Here is a 22,218-nt window from a genome sequence, read left to right as displayed (position 1 = left end):
TTCCGTGCCCATGAAGCTGGCGTTCTCCACTCTCGGTGTCCCCGGGCTGCCCGTCCCGGATGTCCTGGCCCTCGCGGCCGCGCACGGTTATCACGGGGTCGAACTGCGCGCCCATCCGGAGGAGCCCGTGCACCCGGGCCTGTCCCCCGCCCAACGGGCGGAGGTCGCGGCCCTGTTCCGGGGCGCGGGCATCGAGGTGCTCGGCCTCGCCGGGTACGCGCGCGTCGCCGCCCCGGGCGAGGACGCGCCCGTGCTGGCGGAGCTCCGGGACCTCCTCCGGCTCGCCCACGACCTGGGCGCGCCCTTCGTCCGGGTCTTCCCCGGCGCCGACCCGGACCGGCCCCGCGAGGAGTCGGACGCGATCGCCGCCCGGCGGCTCGGCACCGCCGCCGAGGACGCCTCCGCGCTCGGCGTCCGGATCCTGCTGGAGACCCACGACTCGCACCGCACCGGCGCCGACGCGATCCGGATCCTCGGCCCGGTCGGGCACCGGCAGGTGGGCGCGCTGTGGGACGTCATGCACACCTGGCTGGGCGGCGAGCAGCCCTCGGACAGCTACGCGGCCCTCGCCCCGCACCTGGGCTACGTCCAGGTCAAGGACATCGCCTCCGCCGAGGACACCACCCCGCTGCCGCTCGGCAGCGGGGTGCTGCCCCTCACCGAGTGCGTGGACGTCCTGTCCCGGCACAACTGGGACGGCTGGCTGTGCTGGGAGTACGAGAAGCGCTGGTACGAGTCGGCCGCACCGCTTCCGGGACTGCTGGACGGGGGCCGGGAACACCTGCTGAGGGTGCTGGGCGAAGCGTCGTAGTCCGCCCGGCCGGGTCCGTCGCGGCCGGGCGCGGGCGCGCGGGCGGCTAATTCGCTGGCCGGGGCTTCGGTACCCGGTTAGCCTCCCCCGGTGATCCAGCCGCCGGTGCCGTGCGCCCGCTTCCGCTCATGAGCCTCACCCGCTCGCTCGTCGACGTACGTCCGCTGCGCACCTCGCCCCTGTTCCGGCGGCTGCTGATCGGGCGGACCGTGTCCGTGCTCGGCGGGTTCATGACCATGGTGACGGTCATGTACCAGGTGTGGGACATGACCCACAGCACCGCCTGGACCGGTGCGGTCGGGCTCGCGCAGGCCCTGCCCCTGGTGGTGTTCGGCCTGTTCGCCGGGGCGTGGGCGGACCGGGCCGACCGGCGGCGGGTCTTCCTCGCGGCCACCGTCGGCCAGGCGGCCTGCTCCCTGCTGCTCGCGGTGCAGGGTTTCACCGGGCACGTGCCGGCGGCCGGGATACTGCTGCTCGTCGCCGTGCAGTCGGCCTTCGGCGCGCTCGGCGGGCCGGCCGCCGGGGTGTTCCTGCCGCGTCTGCTGCCCAAGGAGCAGGTGGCCGCCGGTCTGGCGCTGCAACAGGTGGCCGGCCAGTCGATGATGCTGCTCGGGCCCGCGCTGGCCGGTGTGCTGCTGGGCTGGTTCGGCATCGGTGTGTGCTACCTGCTGGACGCCCTCAGCTTCGGCCTCGCCTTCTACGGCGCCTTCGGGCTGCCCGCGCTGCCGCCCGAGGGCGAGCCGTCGCGGGCGGGGCTGCACGGGGTGCTGGACGGGCTGCGGTTCCTGGCCGGGCACCGGGTGGTGCGGGGCGCGCTGATCACCGATCTCGCCGTCACCGTGCTGTCGTTCCCGGTGAGCCTGTTCCCGCTGGTCAACGCCGAACGATTCGGCGGTGACCCGCGCACCCTCGGCCTGTTCCTGTCGGCGCTCGCGGTGGGCGGGGTCGTGGCGACCGGGCTGTCCGGCGCGCTGATCCGGCTCGGCCGGCCGGGCCGGGTGATGCTGTGCGCGTCCGCCACCTGGGGCACGGCCCTGGTCCTCCTCGGTCTCTCCGCCGGCCCCTGGACCGGTCTCGCGCTGCTGGTGGTCGCCGGGGCGGCGGACGCCACGGCGGTGGTCTCCCGCTCCACACTCGTGCAGACCCGCACCCCGGACGCGCTGCTCGGCCGGGTCACCGCGGCCGAGCAGATCGTCGGCCAGGCGGGCCCGAGCCTGGGCAATGCGCGCGGCGGTCTGCTCGCGGGCTGGACGTCCGGGGTGACCGCCCTGGTCACCGGCGGGGTGCTGTGCGTGCTGGCGGTCGCCGGGGTGGCCGCGACGACGCCGGAGCTGCGCGCGGGAGGCGGGCCCGCCACCGAGCCGGGCGGACCGTGAGCGGCCCACCGCCCACCGTCAGCCGGTGGCGGGCAGCGCCGCGAACGCCTCGTGGAAGCCGGGGAACGTCTTGCGCACGCAGCCGGGGTCGTCGTACGTCAGGCCGGGTGTGCGCAGGCCGGTCACGGCGAAGGACATCACGACGCGGTGGTCGCCGAAGGACTTGATCTGCACGTCCGGTGCGGGCGCGCCCGGGTGGATCTCGATCCGGTCGGGGCCGGTCATGACCGCCACACCGAGCCGCCGGAGGTTGTCCGCGCACGCCTGAAGACGGTCGCACTCCTTCACCCGGGTGTTGCCGACGTCCTCGATGCGGACCCCGTCGGCCGCGGCGGCGAGGCAGAGCGCGCGGGCGGTGATGGACCTGGAACCGGGGATGTCGACTGCGGGCATGGCCGCATGACGACGGCTCGTCCGCGCCCCGGTCCCGGATGTCCAGGAGCTGGACGCGCCCCCCGTGAATACCCGGCCGGGGGCCGCTTCCTGGTTACTGTGCATTCCCTTGACGGAAAGAAACTTCCCGGATATTGGTGACTCCTCGGAAGTTTCCTTCAGCGGTTCTCCTCTGGAAGGAGCGCACGTGCACGACACCAGCACGGGAAGCGACACCGGCACGGGAAGCGATGCCGGCACGGGCAGCACGGGACACACCGCACGGCCGTCCAGACGCGCCGTCCTCGCCGCGACCGCGGGCCTCACCGCCGCACTGACCGTACCGACGACCGCCCACGCCGCCACCCGCAGCGCCGACGACGAACGCCGGCTGCGCGCCCTGATCTCCCGTATGACGCTGGAGGAGAAGGTCGGCCAGCTCTTCGTGATGCGGGTCTACGGCCATTCCGCCACCGCTCCGGACCAGGCGGACATCGACGCCAACCTGAAGGAGATCGGCGTCCGCACCGCCGCCGAGCTGATCGCGAAGTACCGGGTCGGCGGGATCATCTACTTCACCTGGGCGCACAACACCCGCGACCCGCACCAGATCGCCGACCTGTCCAACGGCATCCAGCAGGTCTCGCTGGACCAGCCGCGCGGCCTGCCGGTGCTCATCGCCACCGACCAGGAGCACGGCGCGGTGTGCCGGGTCGGCGCGCCCGCCACCCTCTTCCCCGGCGCGATGGCGATCGGCGCCGGCCGCTCCCGCTCCGACGCCCGCGCCCTCGGCCGGATCTCCGGGGCCGAGCTGCGCGCGATGGGCATCAACCAGGACTACTCCCCCGACGCCGACGTGAACGTCAACCCGGCCAACCCGGTGATCGGCGTACGGTCCTTCGGTGCCGACCCGGAGGCGGTCGCCGGGCTGGTGGCCGCCGAGGTGAAGGGTTATCAGGCGTCGTGGGTCGCGGCGACCGCCAAGCACTTCCCCGGCCACGGTGACACCGCCGTCGACAGCCACTACGGCTTCCCGGTCATCACCCACAGCCGGGAACTGTGGGAGAAGCTGGACGCGGTGCCGTTCCGGGCCGCGATCCGGGCGGGCATCGACTCGATCATGACCGCGCACATCCAGTTCCCGGCGCTGGACGACTCCGGCGACCCGGCCACCCTCTCCCAGCCGATCCTCACCGGCATCCTGCGCGGCGAACTCGGCTACGACGGCGTCGTCATCACCGACTCCCTCGGGATGCAGGGCGTGCGCACGAAGTACGGCGACGACCGGGTGCCGGTGCTCGCGCTCAAGGCCGGCGTGGACCAGCTGCTCAACCCGCCGTCGCTGGACGTCGCCTGGAACGCGGTGCTGAAGGCCGTCCAGGACGGCGAGCTGACCGAGGCCCGGCTGGACGAATCGATCCTGCGCATTCTGCGCCTGAAGGCCCGGCGCAATGTGCTCGACCACCCCTGGGCGAGTCCGGCGGCCGTCGACCGCACGGTGGGAACCACGTCCCATCTGGCCACCGCCGACCGCATCGCCGAACGCACCACGACCCTGCTGGTCAACGAGGACGGCGTCCTGCCCTTCGACCGCCGCCGGCAGCGCCGGCTCCTGGTCGTCGGCGCCGACCCGGCCTCCCCGTCCGGCACCACCGGCCCGCCCACCGGCGTCCTGGCCGCCGCCCTCACCGAACTGGGCTTCACGGCCACGGCCCTGTCCACCGGGACCGCGCCCTCCGCCGCGACCGTCGACAAGGCGGTCACGGCCGCGCGGGACGCGGACGCGGTGATCGTCGCCACCTACAACGTGACGGCGAACAACTCCCAGCAGATGCTGGTGGAGCGCCTCGTGGCGATGGGCAAGCCGGTGGCCGTGGTGGCGATCCGCAACCCGTACGACGTCGCGCAGCTCCCCTCCGCCAAGGCATGCCTGGCCACCTACTGCTGGACGGACGTCGAACTGCGCGCCGCCGCACGGGTGATCGCCGGCCGGGTGGCGCCGCGCGGCAGGCTGCCGGTGCCGGTGCAGCGCGCGGACGACCCGGCACAGGTGCTGTACCCGATCGGACACGGGCTGACGTACCAGGGCCTCTCGTGAAGACCGGGGCGGCCGGTCCGCCGCGGCCCGTTCAGGGCCGCAGCGCGGGCTCCCGCTCCACGTCCCGGCCGTCCAGCCGGGCGTCGTACGTCGCCAGGGGCTCGGCCTGGGCCACGGCGGCCGGGGTGGCTCCCGCCCACTTCAGGATGCGGGCCGTGGCGAGGTCCTTCTGGGCCGGAACCAGCCCCGCCACGTTCGCGCCGTGGTTCAGGCCGGGTGCGGTGAAGACGTAGGAGTCGCGGGCGCCCGCGCCGACGTGGAAGCGTTCCGCGCCCCAGGGGTCGTTCTGGCCGTAGACGAAGATCATGTGCGTGGCGTGGTGCCGTACCCATGTGTCCACGTCCCGCATCGCCCCCGGCTGGAAGCGCATCGGGATGGAGCGGGGCACGTAGGTGCGCGGCGGCTGGTAGCCGTACCGGACCAGGTGCTTGTCGATGTGCGGGAAGTGGATGGTCGGCGCGCCCAGCTGGGTGCCGGCCTGGTAGTAGTACGGCGTGTACTGCGCGAGGCCCTGGTCGGTGTAGGCGGAGAAGCCGGAGATGGTGTCGATGGAGGCCCAGATCTCCTCGTCGCCGGCCGTCGCCGCGTCCGCCGGGATCGTGTCGCAGTCCTTGAGCAGGCTGTACTGCCAGAAGCCCCACACGTAGTCGAGGACGACCGCCTCGTACGCCCGGTCCAGGCTGCCGACGGTGTCGAAGGTGTAGCCCTTCCCGGCGGCGTACTCGGCGTACTTCTTCTCCAGTGGCGCCCGGCGCACCAGCGCCTCCCGCTGCACGGCGTTCAGCCGGTCCCGGCACTCCTCGGTGCCGACCCGGGCGAAGAAGCGGTCGTAGGCCGAGTCCTCCTTGTTCACGACGTCGTCGGGGGCCACGTACGCCACCACCCCGTCCATGTCCCGCGGGTAGAAGCGCTCGTAGTAGGTGGCCGTCATGCCGCCCTTGGAGCCGCCGGTGGCCAGCCAGTTGGCGGAGTAGACCGCTTTCAGCGCCTGGTACACGCGGTGCTGGTCGCTCGCCGCCTGCCAGATGTCGAGCTTGGACCAGTCGGCCGGTTGGGGGCGGGAGGGGGTGAAGTAGCGGTATTCCAGGGAGACCTGGTTGCCGTCCGTGATGCGGGTGGGCTCGCTGCGGGACGGGGTGGTGGAGACGTTGTAGCCGCTGGTGTAGAAGACCGTGGGGCGGCTCGTGTCCTTGTGCAGCACGGTGATGCGCTGCTGGAAGGTGCCCCGGCCGGGATGGCGGTGGTCGATCGGCTGGGTGTAGTCCAGGACGAAGTACCGGTAGCCGGGGTACGGCTTCTCCTGGATCAGGCTCATGCCGGGTATCGACAGGAGCCGGTCCTTGATGTCGGTGGGCTCGGACCCGGCGGCGGTGGCCGCACCGGCCGCCGTGCTCAACGTGCTGATGAGCACCGTGAACGCGAGCAGCCACCTGAGCGCCTTGCGCATGCGCACTCTCCCCTGTGAGACAGATGTGCGCCGGAAGCTATCCCAGCAACTGCGTTCTCAACAGAGGTAATTGAGCGGTTCGCCGTACGCCCTCAGCACAGGATCCAGCCGGAGCTGATCGAGTACCGGGGACCCACCGCGCCCTTGATCCAGACGCACCGGTGGCCGGCGTGCACGGTCACCGGGCCGGCGTGGTGCCGGTAGCGGCCCTTGTCGACGACGGGCCGGTTGCCGCGCGCCTGCACGCTGACCGACATGGTCTGGGCGGCGCCGGGGTGCCGGGCCACGGTGACGGCGCAGACGTAGTCGCCGCTCTTGTAGACGTGGGTGACGCCGGTTCTGAACGGCAGGGTCCGCACCTCGCGTCCGGCACAGCCGGCGGCCGAGGCGGCCTGCGCGGTACCCGTCGCCGTGAGCGCGAGCGCGCCGGACGCGGCCAGCACGGCCGCACCCAGTGCCAGCCGCCGGCGTATTCCACCACTGCCCATTGTCGTCCTCCCCGTCACGGTCACGCTCCCCAGTGCCCGTACTGATGTACGGACGCACGGATGTGTCGGATGGTTGCACGACCGTCAGGCAGGCACGTCGGCCGGGTCCCGGCGCGGACCCGGCGCCGGAGGCTCAGCGGGACGCGCCGACCGGCTCCTCGGGCTCGGCCTCGCCGACGAAGGTCCGCCACAGCTCGGCGTACCGGCCGCCGCGGGCCAGCAGTTCCTCGTGGGTGCCGTCCTCGGCGACCCGGCCGTGGTCCATCACCACCACCCGGTCCGCGCGGGCCGCGGTGGTCAGGCGGTGGGCCACCACCAGCGTCGTACGGCGGCCCGCGAGGCGGTCGGTGGCCTGGTTGACCTGTGCCTCGGTGGCCAGGTCCAGGGCGGCCGTGGCCTCGTCCAGCAGCAGGATGTCCGGGTCGACCAGTTCGGCGCGGGCGAGGGCGATCAGCTGGCGCTGGCCCGCCGAGAGGTTGCGGCCGCGTTCGGTGACCTCGTGCAGGTAGCCGCCCTCCAGCGTGGCGATCATCTCGTGCGCGCCGACCGCCCGGGCCGCGGCCTCCACCTCGGCGTCCGTGGCGTCGGGGCGGCCGTAGGCGATGGCGTCGCGGACGGTGCCCGGGAAGAGGTACGCCTCCTGCGGGACGACCCCGAGCCGGTGCCGGTAGGAGGTGAGGTCCAGGACGCGCAGATCCGTGCCGTCGGCCGTGACCCGCCCGGCGGTGGGGTCGTAGAACCGCGCCACCAGTTTGACGAGGGTGGACTTGCCGGCGCCCGTCTCCCCGACGAAGGCCACCGTCTGCCCGGCCGGTATCCGCAGGTCGATGCCGGACAGTGCCTCTTCCTCGGCGCCGTAGGCGAAGTGCACGTCCTCGAAGGCGATGTCCCCGCGCAGCGACGACACGACGAGGGGCTCCTCGGCGGGCTTCGTGGACGTCGGCTCGCGCAGCAGCTCCTGGATGCGGCCCAGCGAGACCGTGGCCTGCTGGTAGCCGTCGAAGACCTGGGAGAGCTGCTGGACGGGTGCGAAGAACAGGTCGATGTAGAGCAGGTAGGCCACCAGGGCGCCCGTGGTGAGCGTGGCCGCCTCCACCCGGCCCGCGCCCGCGATCAGCACGGCCGCCGCGGCGACCGAGGACAGCAGCTGCACGAACGGGAAGTAGACCGATATCAGCCGCTGGCCGCGGATGCGGGCGCTGCGGTAGCCGTCGCTGCGCTCGGCGAACCGCCGGCCGCCGTCCCGCTCCCGCCGGAACGCCTGCACGATCCGCAGTCCGGCCACGGTCTCCTGGAGGTCGGCGTTCACCGCCGAGACCCGCTCACGGGCCAGTTCGTACGCCTTCACGCTCGCCCGGCGGAAGAAGAAGGTGGCCACGGCCAGCGGGGGCAGGGTGACGAAGACGACGAGGGCGAGCTGCACGTCGAGCACCAGCAGGGCGACCATGATGCCGAAGAAGGTGACGACCGAGACGAACGCCGTGACCAGGCCCGTCTGGAGGAACGTCGACAAGGCGTCGACGTCGGTCGTCATGCGCGTCATGATCCGGCCGGTCAGCTCGCGCTCGTAGTAGTCCAGGCCGAGCCGCTGGAGCTGGGCGAAGATCTTCAGCCGCAGCGTGTACAGCACGCGTTCGCCGGTGCGGCCGGTCATCCGGGTCTCGCCGATCTGCGCGGCCCACTGCACCACCACGGTCAGCAGGCCGAGCAGGGCGGCCGACCACACCGCGCCGATCGCCATCCTGGTGACACCGGAGTCGATGCCGTGCCGGATCAGCACCGGCAGCAGCAGGCCGGAGCCGGCGTCCACGGCGACCAGCAGCAGGCTGACGAGCAGGGGCGGCCCGAACCCGCGCAGCAGCCGGCGCAGGCCGTAGGACTCCTCGGGCAGGACCGCGCGGTCCTCGTCGACGTCCGGGGTCTCGGTGGCCGGTGGCAGCGCCTCGACCTGGGCGAGGAGCTGCGGGGTCGCCGGGGTGCCGGCGAGCGCCGGGTCCTTCGGCGCACGGTCGCCGGTCCACAGCCGGGGGGTCACGCCCCGCTCGGCGTCGAACTCGGCGTCCAGCTCCTCGCGGACGGAGGTCTCCTCCGGCGGCGCGGCCGGGACGGCGTGGCCCGGGGAGACGCCGCCCAGCTCGTCCGGGTCGGTGAGCAGGCGGCGGTACAGGGGCGAGCGCTCCTGGAGTTCCTCGTGGGTGCCGAGGTCGGCGAGCCGGCCGCCGTCCAGCACGGCGATGCGGTCGGCGAGGTTCAGGGTGGAGCGGCGGTGGGCGATGAGCAGGGTGGTGCGGCCCTCCATCACCTGCTTCAGCGCCTCGTGGATCTCGTGCTCGACCCGGGCGTCCACGGCCGAGGTGGCGTCGTCCAGGACCAGCAGGCGCGGGTCGGTGAGCAGGGCGCGGGCGAGCGCGACGCGCTGACGCTGGCCACCGGAGAGGGTCAGGCCCTGCTCGCCGACCGTGGTGTCGTAGCCGTCGGGCAGCTCCGCGATGAAACGGTCCGCCTGGGCGGCGCGGGCAGCTGTCTCTATCTCCTCCCGCGTGGCGTCCGGGCGGCCGTAGGCGATGTTGTTGCGGACGGTGTCGGAGAAGAGAAACGAATCTTCCGGGACCAGGCCGATCGCGGCCCGGAGCGACTCCAGGGTCAGCTCGCGGACGTCGTGGCCGCCGATCAGGACGGCGCCGCGGTCGACGTCGTAGAAGCGCGGCAGGAGCAGGGAGAGGGTGGACTTGCCGGAACCGGAGGAGCCGACGACGGCCAGGGTCTCGCCGGGGCGGATCTCGAGGCTGAGCCCGTCGAGGACGGGGCGCTCACGGTCGTACCCGAAGGAGACGTCGTCGAACTCGACCGTCGCGGGCGCGTCGGCGGGCAGCTCCTTGGTGCCGTCCCTCAGGGTCGGCTCGGTGTCGATCAGCTCCAGGACGCGCTCGGTGCCGGCGCGGGCCTGCTGGCCGACGGTGAGGACCATCGCGAGCATCCGGACCGGGCCGACCAGCTGGGCCAGGTAGGTGGAGAAGGCCACGAAGGTGCCGAGCGTGATGTGACCGCGTACGGCGAGCCAGCCGCCGAGGGCCAGCATGGCGACCTGGCCGAGCGCCGGCACGGCCTGGAGGGCCGGGGTGAACTTGCTGTTCAGGCGGATCGTGCGCAGGCGGCCCGCGAAGAGGCGGCGGCCGACCTCGCGCAGCTTGCCGGTCTCCTGGTCCTCCTGCCCGAAGCCCTTCACCACGCGGACGCCGCTCACCGCGCCGTCGACCACTCCGGCGACCGCGGCGGCCTGGGCCTGGGCGTACCAGGTGGCGGGGTGCAGCCTGCTGCGGCTGCGCCTGGCGATCCAGCCGAGGGCGGGTGCGACGGCCAGGGCGACCAGGGTCAGCGGCAGCGACAGCCAGCCCATGATCACCAGGGAGATCAGGAAGAGCAGGACGTTCCCGATGGTCATCGGGAGCATGAAGAGCAGGCCCTGGATCAGCTGGAGGTCACTGGTGGCCCGGCCGACGACCTGCCCGGTGGACAGCTCGTCCTGGCGGCGGCCGTCCAGCCGGGTGATCGTGTCGTACATCTCGGTGCGCAGGTCGTGCTGGACGTCCAGGGCGAGCCGGCCGCCGTAGAAGCGGCGGACGTAGGTGAGGGCGTAGACGAGGACGGCCGCGCCTACGAGGGCCCCGGCCCACGGGGTCATGGCGCGGCTGTGGTCGCCGACCACGTCATCGATGATCACCTTGGTGATCAGCGGCACGACGGCCAGTACGGCCATGCCGGCCAGGGAGGACCCAAGGGCGAGGATCACGTCCTTGGGATAGCGCCAGGCATAACTCGCCAGCCGTCCTGCCCATCCCCGTTGCGGTGCCACGCGGGTGCCTTCCTGTCGGCCTGCTCATCCGGAAGGCGTCAACACCCGCGGCGGGGGATTTCATCCCGCGTTAACAATTCCGGGACACGGCCGGTCGGCGGGTGCGGTGCCGTTCCGTCCGGTCGCACCGTTCCCCGCACGGCCGTCGTGGCCGGTCGCGGTCTCGGCGGGGACGGCCGGGCCGCCGGTGTGGATTGCCCGCACGGCGGTCCTGGCCGGTCGCGCCGTCCCCCGCGACCCCTTGAGGTGGGCCGCGGCTCGCTTGCGGGTGGGCCGCGGCTCGGGGGTCAGAGTCGTACCCGGAGGCAGGAGAAGCGGGTCGCCTGTGCCGCGCCCTGGTTGTCGTCGCTCACCAGGAGGACCCGCAGGCGGCCCCGGTGGTCACGGCCGGTGACCGTCATCCCCTCGATGGCGTCCAGCCACGACCGTCACCGCAGGACGGGACGGTGTCCGCCGGGAGACCGTCCCGTGAAGCCCCGGCCCGCGTGCGCCCTTGCGTCAGCCCCGCGGCGGCACCGGGACGGGCGCCTCGTCCGGCCTGCTCGTCGGGGTGTACAGCCTGGTGGACGGCGTGGTCGGCACGAGGTCCTCGTGGATGGCCTTGGCGACGTTCTGGATCGTGGTCACGCCGTAGTCCATCGTGCTGTTGTCCTGCGTCAGCACCGTGATCATGTAATCGTGGCCGGCGCCGTTGAACGTGCCCAGGCTGTGCACCCGCCAGCCGTGCGTGGAGCGCTCCAGCCAGCCGTTCTTGACGTGCACGGCGACCGAGGACGGCGCGCCGGCGGGCGTACCCCAGCGCTGGTCGGAGACGACCTGCCCCATCAACTTCAGTATGTAGGAGCGGGAGTTGTCGCTCAGCACGCTGTTCTTGGCGGTGACGAGCCTGAGCAGCTTCTGCTCGTCGGTGACGTTCTCCCGGGTCAGTCCCCAGTAACCGTCCGCGCCGGGCACGGTATTCGTCATCCCGGCAGCGGTGAGGAAACCCTGGATTTTCGCCACTCCGAGCTGCTTCCACAGCTTGCTCGTCGCGTCGTTGTCCGACTGGGTGATCATCGCCGTGGCGAGTGCGGCCTCGTCGTCGGTCAGGTACCGGTTGGTCTTCTTCGCGTCCCACAGCAGCGTGGCGAGCACGGTGACCTTGACGGTGCTGGCCGAGTCGAAGGCCGTGGTGGCGTTCAGCGTGCAGGTGGTGTCGGTGGACCGGTCGTACAGGCCGACGGCGACGGTGCCGGTGCGGCCCGCGAGCGCCGCGGTGATGTCCGTCCTCAGCTCGGCGGCGAGGCCCGCCTTGGCGGACGTACAGCTGACGGCGGGCGTGGGTGCCGCGGCGGCCGGGGTGGCGGCGACGGCCGGCAGGAGCAGCGTCGCGCCGAGGACGGTCGCCAGTGCCCCGGCTCGGCCGGGTATGCGGTGAGTCGTGCGGGTCATGAAGAGCTTCCCCCTGAACGTCGTGCGGGCGTACCGCGAACGTGCCGTCGGGCGCCTTCCCCGCGCCGGCGGGTTCGGCTGACGGAAGGCCGGACGGCTGTACACATGTTCGCAGCAAGGGAGTTGAGGGGGCCCTGGGGGGTCGGGCAGACGTCGAGCCGCGATTGGGGCCCACGGCGGCACGGTCGCCGCCGGCAACTCCGGGACCTTCGCCGTCACCGGCGGCGACACCGTGGCGCTCACCGTGCCGGCCGGCCAGCGACTTCCACGACCGGCTGGCCATCGGCCTTCGCGACCGGCCGGCCATCGGCCTTCGCGACCGGCCGAGCAGCCCCCTTCGCGACCGGCCGGCCAGCGGCCAACGCGACCGGCCGAGCAGCCGCCTTCGCGACCGGCCGATCAGCGGCCTTCGTGGTCTGCCCGACCAGCCGCCATCGCGCGGAAGCGGCACCGGTGCACGGTGGCCGCCGCGGGGCCCGCCGGGGGCCACCGCGGGGGCCGGGCGTCAGCCCTTCGGCGGCACCGCGACGAACGCCTCGCGCGGCTGGGTGGTCGGGACGAAGCGGGCGGTGGTGGTCGGCACCAGGTCCTTGTGGATGGCCTTGGCGACGTTCTGAATGGTGGTCACGCCGTAACCCATGGTGCTGTTGTCCTGCGTCAGCACCGTGATCATGTAGTCGTGGCCAGCGCCGTTGAAGGTGCCCAGGCTGTGCACCCGCCAGCCGTGCGTCGAGCGCTGCAGCCAGCCGTTCTTGACGTGCACGGCGACCGAGGACGGCGCGCCGGCGGGCGTGCCCCAGCGCTGGTCGGAGACGACCTGCCCCATCAACTTCAGTATGTAGGAGCGGGAGTTGTCGCTCAGCACGCTGTTCTTGGCGGTGACGAGCCTGAGCAGCTTCTGCTCGTCGGTGACGTTCTCCCGGGTCAGCCCCCAGTAACCGTCCGCGCCCGGCACGGTCTTCGTCATCCCGGCGGCGGACAGGAAGCCCTTGACCTTCGTCAGGCCCAACTGCTTCCACAGCTTGCTGGTCGCGTCGTTGTCGGACCGGGTGATCATGGCCGTGGCGAGCGACTGCTCGGTGCTCGTCAGGTACCGGTTGTGCTTCTTGGCGTCCCACAGCAGCGTGGCGAGCACGGTGACCTTGACGGTGCTGGCCGAGTCGTAGGCGCTGGTGGCACGCAGGGTGCAGGTCGTCTTGGTGCTGCGGTCGTACAGACCGACGGCGACGGTGCCCTTGCGGTTCGCCAGGGCGGCCGTGATGTCCTTCTTCAGCTTGGCGGCGAGGCCCGCCTTGGCGGACGTACAGGTCACCGCGGGCGCGACCGCCGCGGCCGGGGTGGCGGCGGTGACGGCCGGTATGACCAGCGCGGCACTGACGGCAACCGCGAGCGCCCCGGCCCGGCCGGGTATGCGGGAAGTCATGGAAAGTCCCCCTTGAATGTCGTACGGACGTCCCCCTGAACGCCGTCGAGCGCACTCATGCGCTGCCTGACTGGACTCGCCAGGGGGACCGAAAGTTGTACGCATGTTCGGGGAAAGGGACGTGCCTCACCGGGCCCTCGCCGGCCCGCGGGGTCCGGACGGGGCTCGCACGGCTTCCGCGACGGGGGGGTGGAGGCGGCTGAGCGGACCCCGGGCGGCGGCGCCTGCGCGGTGGCCGGCGTCCGCGGGCGGCGGCCGGTGTCCGTCCGTCCGGCTACGTCACCGCGGTCAGCGTCGCGTAGACCACGACGTTGCCCAGGTAGCCGGTGCGCTTGGTGTAGCCGCCACCGCAGGTGATCAAGCGGAGTTCGGGCCGGCCGGATCCGCCGTAGACCTTCTCGCTGGGGAACTTCTCCCGGTCGTACAGCTCGACGGCGCGGACGGCGAACACCGCCGTCCGCCGGTCCGCCCGGCGGATCTCGATGGTGGCGCCCCGGGCCAGGGTGCCGAGATCGTAGAAGACACCGGGGTCTCCGGTGGGTGTGTCCACATGCCCGGTGGCGACGGCGGTTCCCGCCGAGCCGGGAGCCGTGCCGTCGCCGTACCAGCCGACGGGGCCGGGTCCGCCGGCCGGTGGGGGCCGTAGCGCACCTGCCGCGTCGAGGCCCACGCGGGTCATCGGGGCGTCCACACCGATAGCGGCGATCCGGAGCCGGACCGGATCGGCGGGGGGCAGCGGACGGACCGTGCGGCTGGTGGGGTGTGCGGAGGCCGAAAAGGCCTGGGCCGCCGACGGTCGCGGCGGCTCCCCGTCGTGGACCCCGTTGAGCAGCATGGCACCCGCCGTCATCACGCAGGTGAGGAGGAGCCCGAGGGGGCTCAACGCGTCTCGGGGAGCGTTGGTGTGATGTCCGGGTGCCATCGCGCGGCCCTTTGCTTCACGGCGGGTGCGGCGCAGCGGGTGGTGTGGGCCTCGCGGCCATTGGAGGGAGCCCGTTCGGGGGCCGGTCACAGGCCGAGGCGGGCGGGACCGCCGGCGGGGTCGGACGGTCAGGTCCGGTTGCCGTTCGGGCGGCGGCGCAGCCAGACCACGCCTCCGGCGGCGGCCGTGACGAGCAGCCCGCCGCCCAGGACGAGCTCCGTGCCCATGTCCTCGTCCGGTCCGAAACCGGCGCTGACCGAGCCGGCCGGAGGGCGGCCGGTGACCCTGTACGTCTCCGTGAGCCGGGTCAGTGGCGGACACTTCAGGGTGATGGTGTCGCTGCTGCCCGGCCTGGCTCCCTCCGGGATCCGGAACTGGCCGGTCAGCTCCCCCTCCTCGTCGCCTTCGAAGAGGTGAAACTCTCCACCCACCTCGGACCAGCCCTTTCCGTAGTCCGCGTCGGGGTCGCAGGCGCTCGTACTGACCGTGACCGTGGAGCCCGGGTGGGCGTTCCATGAGTCGATACGGACATCCGAGTCATCGGCGGCGGCAGCGGCCGGGATCTGCAGTCCGAGAGCACTGAGAGCCAGGCCGATCCCCGCACCCAGGTGTGTGTAACGCATGCGACTCCTCCAACGGAACAGTGTCCGGCCTGTCTGCGCGGCGCCTCTCCTGTGTTCCGCTCACGAGGCAACCGACAGTCCGTCAGTTCCGCAACCTGACGCAGCGCCGGATGTGTCACCCGGTCAGGTGCCGCGGCGTCCCGTCCCGGCCGCTTGCGCAGGTCACCGCCTGCGGAGATCACGGATGCGCATCACCCTCCGCCCCGTCCCCATCACGGTGACAGCCGACCGGGCGGTCCCACGCGATCTGGACCGCCCATCGGGGCCGCTCCCGCATCTCCGGCGCCGTGACGGACGTGCCGTGACCGGCACCCCGGTGGCGGCCGCCGCACGGCCCACGCGGCTCGCCGGAGGGGTGACCGGCCGTGACGCCGCCGAGGTCGCCGTCGCGGCCTCGCCGTCACCTGCGCTCTCGCGGCACGCCGGTCCGCCGCTCGGTCAGCCCAGATGTGTCGGGGCGAACATTCGCAGCACCGCCGGGAGGACGACCACCGAGGGGCCGGGCGCAGACAGTGTCTTCGCCAGGTCCGCCTCCAGGGCCTCCGGCGTCGTACGCACCCCCGGCACCCCGAAGGACTCGGCCAGCGCCACATTGTCGGGGCGGGTCAGTTCCGTCGCCGTCGCCTCGCCGAACGCGTCGGTTATGTACTCGCGCAGGATGCCGTAGCCGCCGTCGTCGACGATCAGCCAGGTGACGTTCAGGTCGTACTGGCGGGCCGTGGCCAGCTCGGCGATCGAGTACAGGGCGCCGCCGTCGCCCGACACCGCCAGCACCGGGCGGGTCGGGTCGACGGCGGTAGGAGTAGGGGGACGCGATATGGCAGCCATTGCTATACCGGAACGCCCTGTCCATGCATCATGTTCAGCCAGGGACTACCGAATATCACCCATCCAGAGCCGCCGCCCCAGCTCGTCGAGGTCCGCCCGCCGCTCTTCGTACTCGGGCAGCGCGATCCGCAGCAGTCGCCAGAAGTCCTCCCGGTGCCCGGACACTTTCACGTGGGCCAGTTCGTGGGCGAGGACGTAGTCGATCAGATGCATGGGCAGCTGGAAGAGCGGCCACCCGAGACTCATCAGCCCCTTGGCGCCCGCCGCGTCCTGCGGCGGCCGATAAGAACCCCACCGGTCCCCCAGGTCCCGCACCTCGAATTCCGGCTCGGTCACACCCATGCGGGCTGCCCAGGGCTGAAGCCGGTGTCCCGTCCAGTTCCGGCCGGCCCTGCAGTACCAGTCGATCAGCGCCGCCCGTCCCGCCTGGGGCTCCGCCGCCAGATCCGGGCCCATGACGAGGCGCCCCGCGATCAGCCGGACTCCTCCGCCCACCCCCTCCTCACCGGACACGGCCAGTCGGTACGTCCTCCCCAGGTAGCGGAAGACCTCTCCGTCGGCGAGCTGCTTGACGGGGCTGAGCGGGCGCGTGCGCTCCCGCTCCCGCCGCTTGGTGAGCAGCCAGTCCCGGTGCGCGCGGACGAACTGCTCCGCCTCGGCCGTCGAGCGCCCGGCCGGGGTGTGCAGGGTGAGGGTCGCGTCGGTCTCGACGGTCAGTGCGAACCGTTTCCTTCGCGCGCTGGCACACACCCGAAGAGACAGCCCGTCCACAGTGAGGTGGGATTCGGGGGCGGGGTACGTCGAGGGATCGGCAGGCGCGGTCACCCGCCTATTCTCCCCTCGCCCTGCTCCGGAACTGCCGCAGGTTGTCCTGCGCGAAGGACGCCAGGCGCTCGGCCGCATTCTCCAACGACGCCCAGTCCCCGCCCACGGGCCGGACATCGGTACTGAGCAAGACTTCCTGGAGGTCCCCGGCCAGCATGCTGATGTCCTGGTGCTGCCCTTGGTACGACGCCCTGGCCATGACCCCGGTGGCGACGTCGCACACCTTGCCCGTGAGCCGCCTGACGTCTCCGCCACCGGCGAGCCTGATCCCGGGGGTGTCCTCCAGGATCTGCTCCACCAGTCGGTACACCCTCTGTTCGAGCGGCGTGAGACCGGCGAGTTCCGGGGACTCCTCCTGCTCCTGCCTGGCCTCCTCGATCAGCGGGCCGAACTCCTCGATCTGCTCCTCGAAGCGACCCGGCATCGTGCGCAGGATCTCTTCCAGGCGCTTGGAGAGCCGCTCGTACTTCGCGGGGTCCTCCCGCTTCGTCCGCTCCTCCAGGTGGAAGCGGAGCGCATGGCCCATCTCCGCCGCAGCCTCCTGCGGCGGCAGCCGTCGCACGGCATCGTCGAAGGTGAGAGCCGTGAGCGAGACCGGCGGGATGACCTGGTCGATCTCCGGCCCTTCGAGGTGATCCGCGATCATCGCCCGGACCTTGCGCCCGTACCGGCGCAGGGTGAACGTGCCGCCCTCATCGTCCCGGCACAGCCGCCGCACCCGCTTCTGGAGCAGGCTCCAACGCCGGGCGTCCGCCACGTAGTCCAGGGCCTCCTCGTGCGGAAGGACGCGTTCGAGGGTGGCGAGGAACTCGTGCAGCACCTCGTCGAAGCCGAACCGTAGGTCTTCGGGTTGCAGTGCGAGGGCAGCGGGCCCCAGCTTGGCGAGCTGGTCGAGCTGCGCGTCGTCGATGCCGTTCTGCCGCAAGAAGTCGCGGACCTCCTGGGCGGCGGGGCCGAGTTTGTCCACCTCGTAGGACAGATCGCGCATGGTGTCGGTGACGTCGGCATTCCGGTACCCGGCAAGTGCACTGGAGAGGTGCTCGAAGACGCCGTAGTAGTCGACGACGTAACCGACCTCCTTGCCGGGTGAGGTGCGGTTGACACGTGCGACGGCCTGAAGTAGCTCGGCGTCCCGGATCGGCCGGTCCAGGTAGAGCACCTGTTCGCGCGGGGCGTCGAACCCCGTGAGCAGCATGGACTTCACGATCAGAAACGCGATGGGGCTGTCAGGGTGCACGGGGTCGGGCACCGAGGTGGGGAGCGACGGCGGTTCGCTGTTCGCGGCCTCGGACCACGGGGTGTGCATACCGCCGGCGGGACCGGTGGGCGGAGTCGAGGTCTGCGGTGGATTGAAGGGGGTGACCGCGACCCACTCCGGATCGGGCGCCAGCTCTGGGAACGCCTTCTGGAAGCGCTCGGTGTACGCCTCCTGGCGACCGGCGTCCGTCCACTCCCTCCATTCCCCGCGCTTGTGGCCGGAGCCCGGGGAGATGACGGGAACGAAGTCGATCCGCCGCAGCAGCGCCCGGAACCGGTAAGCCTGGTGGAGATAGCGCTGTCTGGCGGACAGCTTCTCCGGAGGTATCCCCGTCACCGACTCGGGGTCGAACTCGGCCAACCGCGCGAGCAGTTCGTCACGGGCCTTGCGCAGAGCGTGGTGGTACTGCACGGCCGCCTTCCGGCTGACGGCCGCGACCTGTGCCTTGAAGCCGCCGGGCAGCACGGTGGTCACCCAGTGCTCCAGCATGTCCTCGGCCTTCGCCTCGATCAGGGGAACGGACTCGGCGACGTCCCGCTCGGTGGGCCACCGCTTGAGCAGCGCGGCCCGCTCCTCGGGGGTGCGGTCCCGGACGAGGTCGTCGAACCCCCTGTCGAGGACCTCCCCGTCACGGACCTCGCCCTCCCCGGTCCGCCCCTCGTAGCGGATGCGGACAACGACGCCGTCGTGCTCGGCGTCCTCCATCCGGTACTCGTCGAGGAAGCCCCGCGGCGAGTCCCCCCGCCCGAAGATCCGGCGCGTGTCCTCCTCACGCCCGGTGATGATCGGCGTACCCGTGAACCCGATCTTTGCGGCGTTCGGGATCGCCTTGCGCAGGGCGGCGTGTAGGACGCTGGTGTGGGAGCGGTGTGCCTCGTCGACGAGGACGAGGATGTCCGGTGAGGTGTTGCACTCGGGGAAGTCCGGTACGGGGCCTGGACCTTTGTCCTCGCTCGGGTCCGTTCCCTCTCCCGTCAGGTCCCGGTCGTCCCCGCTGCCTTCGGCGTCTCCGGCGAAGGTGAAACCGTTCCCGTACTTCTGGATCATGCCGAAGACGACGCGCCGCCCGCCGTCGCGCAGCAGCCCCTCCATCTGCGTCCGGGTTTCCGCCGTCTCGACGTCGGACTCGCTGAGTTTCAGCGTCCGTGAGAGTTGGGTCTGCAACTGGGTGCGGTCAGTGACCACGACCACCATGAACTCGCTGAGCCGATGGTGTAGATGCACTCGCCGCACCAGGAACGTCATGGTCAGCGACTTGCCGGAGCCCTGCGTGTGCCAGATGACACCGCCGCGCTCGTCCTCGGTGTCACGCCCGGTCCGGACTCGTCCGGTCAGCAGTCTGCGTACGGCCTTCTCGGCGGCCCGGTACTGCTGGTGCCGGGCGACGGCCTTCACGGTCCGCACGGCCCCGCCGTCCGCCCCCGACTCGATGGCCATCGGGATCACGTAGTGCCGTACGACGTTGAGCAAGGCGGCCGGCCGCAGGACCACACCGACGAGCTTCTGCTGCTCGCCGAGCGGCGCGGGCGCGGCCGGGTCGGCGCCGTCCGCGAGCAGCCCCGCGGCACGCAGCTCCCGCCGCAGGGTGCTCTCCTCCTCCGGTTCGACGCTGCGCCACGGGTGAAAGTGCTCGGGCTCGGAGGTGACGGTGCCCAGGTGGGCGGTCTCGCCGGTCGCGGCGACCAAGAGCTGCACCGTCCGGAACAGTTCCGGCACACCGGCGGGGACCGGGGCACCGGTGGCGCCGAGGTCCAGAACGGGATTTCCGGCGTAGTGCCGGAGATCGAGCACGGCGCTGCGGACGGGCTCGGCGAGATCGGGGCTCTTGCACTCGACGGCCACGAGCGGAATGCCGTTCACGAAGAGGACGACGTCGAGTATCGACAGCTCACCGGAGCGGCTGCGCACGCGGAGCTGGTCGACGACGGTGAAGGTGTTGCGCGTGACAAGGTCCGGATGCCACTCGACGTACTGGACGGTGGCGGACGGACCGCCGTGCGCGGCGGAGGGCGAGGGAAGCGTCCAGCCGTGGAGCAGCATGTCGGTGGCGGCGAGGTTCGCATGCACGACGCCCTTGCCGAGGGAGAGGGAGGCAAGTTCGCCGACCGCCCGCCGGATGTCGTCCTCGCCCATCCAGGGCTGGCCGTCACTGCCCCGGAGGTTGATCCTCCGCAGCGCGGGTCCGAGCTGGTCGACGAGGAGCGGCACGGCCGCGTCGAGCGTGTCCAGCTCCACCCCCGGGACGTGCGTCCATCCCATGGCCTCCAACTGCGCGATTAACGGCCGCTCCACCTCGTCCCGCTCGACGTGCACCACCACAGCCCCGCGCCTCTCCGTATGTCCAGCAATTCCCGGAGATCCATTCTGCGCCCAGGAGGCGGGGTGAGGGGAAGAGCGTCAGCCGTAGGACGTGGCTGAGCGCGGACGTACGGGGCTTTGTGCTGGTACGGCCGCACGTTCGGCGCGGGCGGGCGGGTCAGGTGCCGAGGTCCTCTTCCGGGACGGCGCCGGAGGCCTCGTCGTTCCGGGGCGCTGGGAGACGCGCTCCCCTGCTGCGGGCGATGCGATGCACGTCGTGGAGCGATTCGACCAAGCGAGCAGCCAGGAAGCGGAGTTGTGGCGCAGTGGCCTTGTCGTCACTCAGGAGGTCGGCGGCATGGCCGAGAAGGTCGTCGGCCATGTCGAGCTGGACGGCTTCGACCTTGTCGGCAACGCGGGACAGATAGCCAGTGCCTGCGTTGTCGGTGAGGAGATAGCACGGGTTGCCGTCGAGGTTGGACCAGGGGAGGAGGCGGGGCCGGCTGACCGTCGTGGCGGCGGGGTCATGGCTCTCATAGATCATGCAGCGACCACCTCGGCGCTGCGGCTTAGGAGCGGGCCGACGTCGACACCATGGATGCGCCTTGGCCCTGTGTCGACGCCGTGCACGGCGATCCAGAGGGCCCGGCGCCGTGGGCGCTGCCGCCTGGCCTGCTCACGGCGTTCGTGGGCGAGGAGGTAGGGGCGGACGAGCCGGGAGTCCTCGCCGTGAAGGAGGGTCTCGTGCGGGGAGGGGCGGCGGCTGGGCTCGACGGGGACGGTCGGCACAGGGGTGGGCCGCGCCGCTCCCCCGGCGCGGTGCCGGTTCCGGTGCCGGTGCCGCCCGGAAGCGGGCCACAGCAGCCGCAGCATCGGCTCGACGAGGCGGGCGATACGGTGCAACACGTCTTCAACTCCGGTGAGATTGAGGGCCATGCCCCCGGGCCGTCGGTAGCGGACGCGGGGGTCTTCCGTACCCGAAGGCAAGTCGACATGCATGGACATCGCTGTGTAGCGATCCACTCACAGAGTGAGACCGGCCGGACTAGGCTCGCCAGGGGGTCGGAGGTGACAACGCATCTGTCACACGGGAGTTGACGATGAGTAACATCTATGGGGAGTGGTTGAAGGCGCAGCGCGAAGCGGCCGGGCTGACGCAACAGGAGCTGGCGACGGCCGCCGTCATGACGCGTTCGCACATCGCCCACATCGAGGCGGGCCGGCGCACCCCGTCCAAGGAGGACGCAAGACGCCTCGACAGGGCGCTGAACACGGGCGATGTGCTCAGCAGCTTCCTGCCGGATGCCGACAGCGCGGTGGCGAAGCACTTCGAAGCGGCCCACGCACTCGAACAACAGGCTGTCGAGATCCGAGAGTTCGCTCTCTCCTTCGTGCCCGGCATCCTCCAGACCGAAGGGTACGCGCGTGCGGTCCTGAGCCCCTCTTACCCACCAGTGAGCGAAGAGGAATGTGACAGGCTCGTTGTCACACGGCTGGAGCGGGCGAAGATCCTTGAGGACCCCGTGTCACCAGTAGTGTGGGCGCTTCTGGACCAGAGCGTCCTGGACCGGCCGATCGGCGGCCCAGAGGTCATGGCCGAGCAGATCACACACATCGTCAGGCTGGCGGAGTCAAGACGGGTACGCGTGCACGTACTACCGCGCTCTCTGGGGTTCCACCCCCTGTTGGAGAGCATGCTGACGCTGATGTGGTTCGACGATCAGCCGCCGGTGGCATACAGCGAGGGGGTTCGCATGGGGAAGGTGCACGACTCCCCGGCCATGGTTCAGGAGCTGCAAGGCCGTTACGATCTTGCACTGAGCGACGCACTGCCACTCAAGGAGTCACTGGCCCTACTGAGGGCGACAGCAAAGGATTACGGACGTCATGACTGAACCGATCATCTCGAACACTGCTGCGCTGACCGGCTGGCGGAGGTCCACCTACAGCGGCAGCGAGGGCGGCAGCTGCCTGGAGGTCCTGGACAACCACCCCGCAGGTGTACCTGTTCGCGACTCCAAGGTCCCGGCGGGGCCCGCATTGGTCTTCCAGTCAGCTGGGTGGGTGTCGTTCGTCGCAGCGGTCAAGGTCGGAACCCTTCCCTCCTGACCACTCCCCACCACTATGCGTGCAGCCTTTCGCCCCACAGCTAGGGCCGGACGTTG

General features: G+C 71.5%; 16 protein-coding genes and 3 pseudogenes. 5 read left to right on the top strand and 14 right to left on the bottom strand.

Annotated features, from left to right (window positions below; all coding sequences use genetic code 11):
* Positions 1–10 precede the first annotated feature (10 nt).
* Positions 11–811: a sugar phosphate isomerase/epimerase family protein gene (locus ACIGYR_RS08615; protein ID WP_391845602.1), complete on the top strand. Its 801-nt coding sequence runs from the start codon at positions 11–13 to the stop codon at positions 809–811.
* Between the two features lie 128 nt (positions 812–939).
* Positions 940–2,187, top strand: coding sequence for an MFS transporter (locus ACIGYR_RS08610; protein ID WP_399596224.1), 1,248 nt, complete (start codon positions 940–942; stop codon positions 2,185–2,187).
* Positions 2,188–2,205: 18 nt separating this feature from the next.
* On the opposite strand, the pseudogene ACIGYR_RS08605 reads toward ACIGYR_RS08610, so the two are convergent.
* Positions 2,206–2,511: pseudogene (locus ACIGYR_RS08605) on the bottom strand (3-phosphoshikimate 1-carboxyvinyltransferase); the annotation flags it as partial.
* Positions 2,512–2,767: 256 nt separating this feature from the next.
* On the opposite strand from ACIGYR_RS08605, the gene ACIGYR_RS08600 reads away from it, so the two are divergent.
* On the top strand, positions 2,768–4,657 hold the full coding sequence (locus ACIGYR_RS08600) for a glycoside hydrolase family 3 protein (RefSeq protein ID WP_399596225.1): 1,890 nt from the start codon (positions 2,768–2,770) through the stop codon (positions 4,655–4,657).
* Positions 4,658–4,688: 31 nt separating this feature from the next.
* Here ACIGYR_RS08600 and ACIGYR_RS08595 read toward each other — a convergent pair whose 3' ends face one another.
* The 13 genes and pseudogenes from ACIGYR_RS08595 to ACIGYR_RS08535 form a co-directional block, all read right to left on the bottom strand.
* Positions 4,689–6,104: a S28 family serine protease gene (locus ACIGYR_RS08595; RefSeq protein ID WP_399596226.1), complete on the bottom strand. Its 1,416-nt coding sequence runs from the start codon at positions 6,102–6,104 to the stop codon at positions 4,689–4,691.
* 92 nt (positions 6,105–6,196) lie between these two features.
* Positions 6,197–6,592: a hypothetical protein gene (locus tag ACIGYR_RS08590; protein WP_391845290.1), complete on the bottom strand. Its 396-nt coding sequence runs from the start codon at positions 6,590–6,592 to the stop codon at positions 6,197–6,199.
* A gap of 133 nt (positions 6,593–6,725) precedes the next feature.
* Positions 6,726–10,445: an ABC transporter ATP-binding protein gene (locus ACIGYR_RS08585; RefSeq protein WP_399596227.1), complete on the bottom strand. Its 3,720-nt coding sequence runs from the start codon at positions 10,443–10,445 to the stop codon at positions 6,726–6,728.
* Positions 10,446–10,732: 287 nt separating this feature from the next.
* A pseudogene (locus tag ACIGYR_RS08580) lies at positions 10,733–10,864 on the bottom strand (esterase-like activity of phytase family protein); the annotation flags it as partial.
* A 79-nt stretch (positions 10,865–10,943) separates the two neighbouring features.
* Positions 10,944–11,876, bottom strand: coding sequence for a serine hydrolase (locus ACIGYR_RS08575; protein ID WP_399596230.1), 933 nt, complete (start codon positions 11,874–11,876; stop codon positions 10,944–10,946).
* Between the two features lie 505 nt (positions 11,877–12,381).
* Positions 12,382–13,299 carry a serine hydrolase gene (locus ACIGYR_RS08570; RefSeq protein ID WP_399596231.1) on the bottom strand — a complete coding sequence of 306 codons (918 nt, stop codon included), beginning with the start codon at positions 13,297–13,299 and terminating at the stop codon, positions 12,382–12,384.
* Positions 13,300–13,573: 274 nt separating this feature from the next.
* The gene (locus ACIGYR_RS08565; RefSeq protein ID WP_399596537.1) at positions 13,574–14,149 is read right to left on the bottom strand and encodes a class F sortase; all 576 of its coding nucleotides are present in this window, start codon (positions 14,147–14,149) and stop codon (positions 13,574–13,576) included.
* A gap of 200 nt (positions 14,150–14,349) precedes the next feature.
* Complete coding sequence (locus ACIGYR_RS08560) at positions 14,350–14,844, bottom strand: sortase (RefSeq protein WP_399596233.1); 495 nt, start codon at positions 14,842–14,844, stop codon at positions 14,350–14,352.
* Between the two features lie 438 nt (positions 14,845–15,282).
* Positions 15,283–15,633 (bottom strand): annotated as a pseudogene (locus tag ACIGYR_RS08555) (thiamine pyrophosphate-dependent enzyme); the annotation flags it as partial.
* 84 nt (positions 15,634–15,717) lie between these two features.
* Complete coding sequence (locus ACIGYR_RS08550; RefSeq protein WP_399596235.1) at positions 15,718–16,497, bottom strand: M48 family metallopeptidase; 780 nt, start codon at positions 16,495–16,497, stop codon at positions 15,718–15,720.
* 4 nt (positions 16,498–16,501) lie between these two features.
* Positions 16,502–20,074, bottom strand: coding sequence for a type I restriction endonuclease (locus tag ACIGYR_RS08545; RefSeq protein WP_399596237.1), 3,573 nt, complete (start codon positions 20,072–20,074; stop codon positions 16,502–16,504).
* Positions 20,075–20,231: 157 nt separating this feature from the next.
* Complete coding sequence (locus tag ACIGYR_RS08540; protein WP_399596239.1) at positions 20,232–20,597, bottom strand: hypothetical protein; 366 nt, start codon at positions 20,595–20,597, stop codon at positions 20,232–20,234.
* Positions 20,594–20,959, bottom strand: a complete 366-nt coding sequence (locus ACIGYR_RS08535; protein ID WP_399596240.1) for a hypothetical protein — start codon at positions 20,957–20,959, stop codon at positions 20,594–20,596. The genes ACIGYR_RS08540 and ACIGYR_RS08535 overlap by 4 nt, the downstream gene beginning before the upstream one ends.
* A gap of 194 nt (positions 20,960–21,153) precedes the next feature.
* Between ACIGYR_RS08535 and ACIGYR_RS08530 the strand changes: the two genes are divergently transcribed.
* Together ACIGYR_RS08530 and ACIGYR_RS08525 are read left to right on the top strand one after the other, a co-directional pair.
* Positions 21,154–21,948 carry a Scr1 family TA system antitoxin-like transcriptional regulator gene (locus tag ACIGYR_RS08530; RefSeq protein ID WP_399596242.1) on the top strand — a complete coding sequence of 265 codons (795 nt, stop codon included), beginning with the start codon at positions 21,154–21,156 and terminating at the stop codon, positions 21,946–21,948.
* A complete protein-coding gene (locus tag ACIGYR_RS08525) occupies positions 21,941–22,162 on the top strand; it encodes a DUF397 domain-containing protein (protein ID WP_399596244.1) in 222 nt (73 codons plus the stop codon). Before ACIGYR_RS08530 ends, ACIGYR_RS08525 begins: the two co-directional genes overlap by 8 nt.
* Positions 22,163–22,218 lie beyond the last annotated feature (56 nt).

It is taken from the genome of Streptomyces sp. NPDC053076, from assembly GCF_044546845.1.
In the GTDB taxonomy this organism is placed as follows: Bacteria; Actinomycetota; Actinomycetes; order Streptomycetales; family Streptomycetaceae; genus Streptomyces.
Note: the sequence above shows the minus strand (reverse complement) of the source record. Positions and strands in the feature narration are given on the sequence as shown.

Bases quoted from the DNA above. Each gene is read 5' to 3' on its own strand.
- ACIGYR_RS08615 (WP_391845602.1), top strand. From the start codon at position 11: ATGAAGCTGGCGTTCTCCACTCTCGGTGTCCCCGGGCTGCCCGTCCCG.
- ACIGYR_RS08610 (WP_399596224.1), top strand. From the start codon at position 940: ATGAGCCTCACCCGCTCGCTCGTCGACGTACGTCCGCTGCGCACCTCG.
- ACIGYR_RS08595 (WP_399596226.1), bottom strand. From the start codon at position 6,104: ATGCGCAAGGCGCTCAGGTGGCTGCTCGCGTTCACGGTGCTCATCAGC.
- ACIGYR_RS08590 (WP_391845290.1), bottom strand. From the start codon at position 6,592: ATGGGCAGTGGTGGAATACGCCGGCGGCTGGCACTGGGTGCGGCCGTG.
- ACIGYR_RS08575 (WP_399596230.1), bottom strand. From the start codon at position 11,876: ATGACCCGCACGACTCACCGCATACCCGGCCGAGCCGGGGCACTGGCG.
- ACIGYR_RS08570 (WP_399596231.1), bottom strand. From the start codon at position 13,299: ATGACTTCCCGCATACCCGGCCGGGCCGGGGCGCTCGCGGTTGCCGTC.
- ACIGYR_RS08565 (WP_399596537.1), bottom strand. From the start codon at position 14,149: ATGACGGCGGGTGCCATGCTGCTCAACGGGGTCCACGACGGGGAGCCG.
- ACIGYR_RS08560 (WP_399596233.1), bottom strand. From the start codon at position 14,844: ATGCGTTACACACACCTGGGTGCGGGGATCGGCCTGGCTCTCAGTGCT.
- ACIGYR_RS08540 (WP_399596239.1), bottom strand. From the start codon at position 20,597: ATGATCTATGAGAGCCATGACCCCGCCGCCACGACGGTCAGCCGGCCC.
- ACIGYR_RS08530 (WP_399596242.1), top strand. From the start codon at position 21,154: ATGAGTAACATCTATGGGGAGTGGTTGAAGGCGCAGCGCGAAGCGGCC.
- ACIGYR_RS08525 (WP_399596244.1), top strand. From the start codon at position 21,941: ATGACTGAACCGATCATCTCGAACACTGCTGCGCTGACCGGCTGGCGG.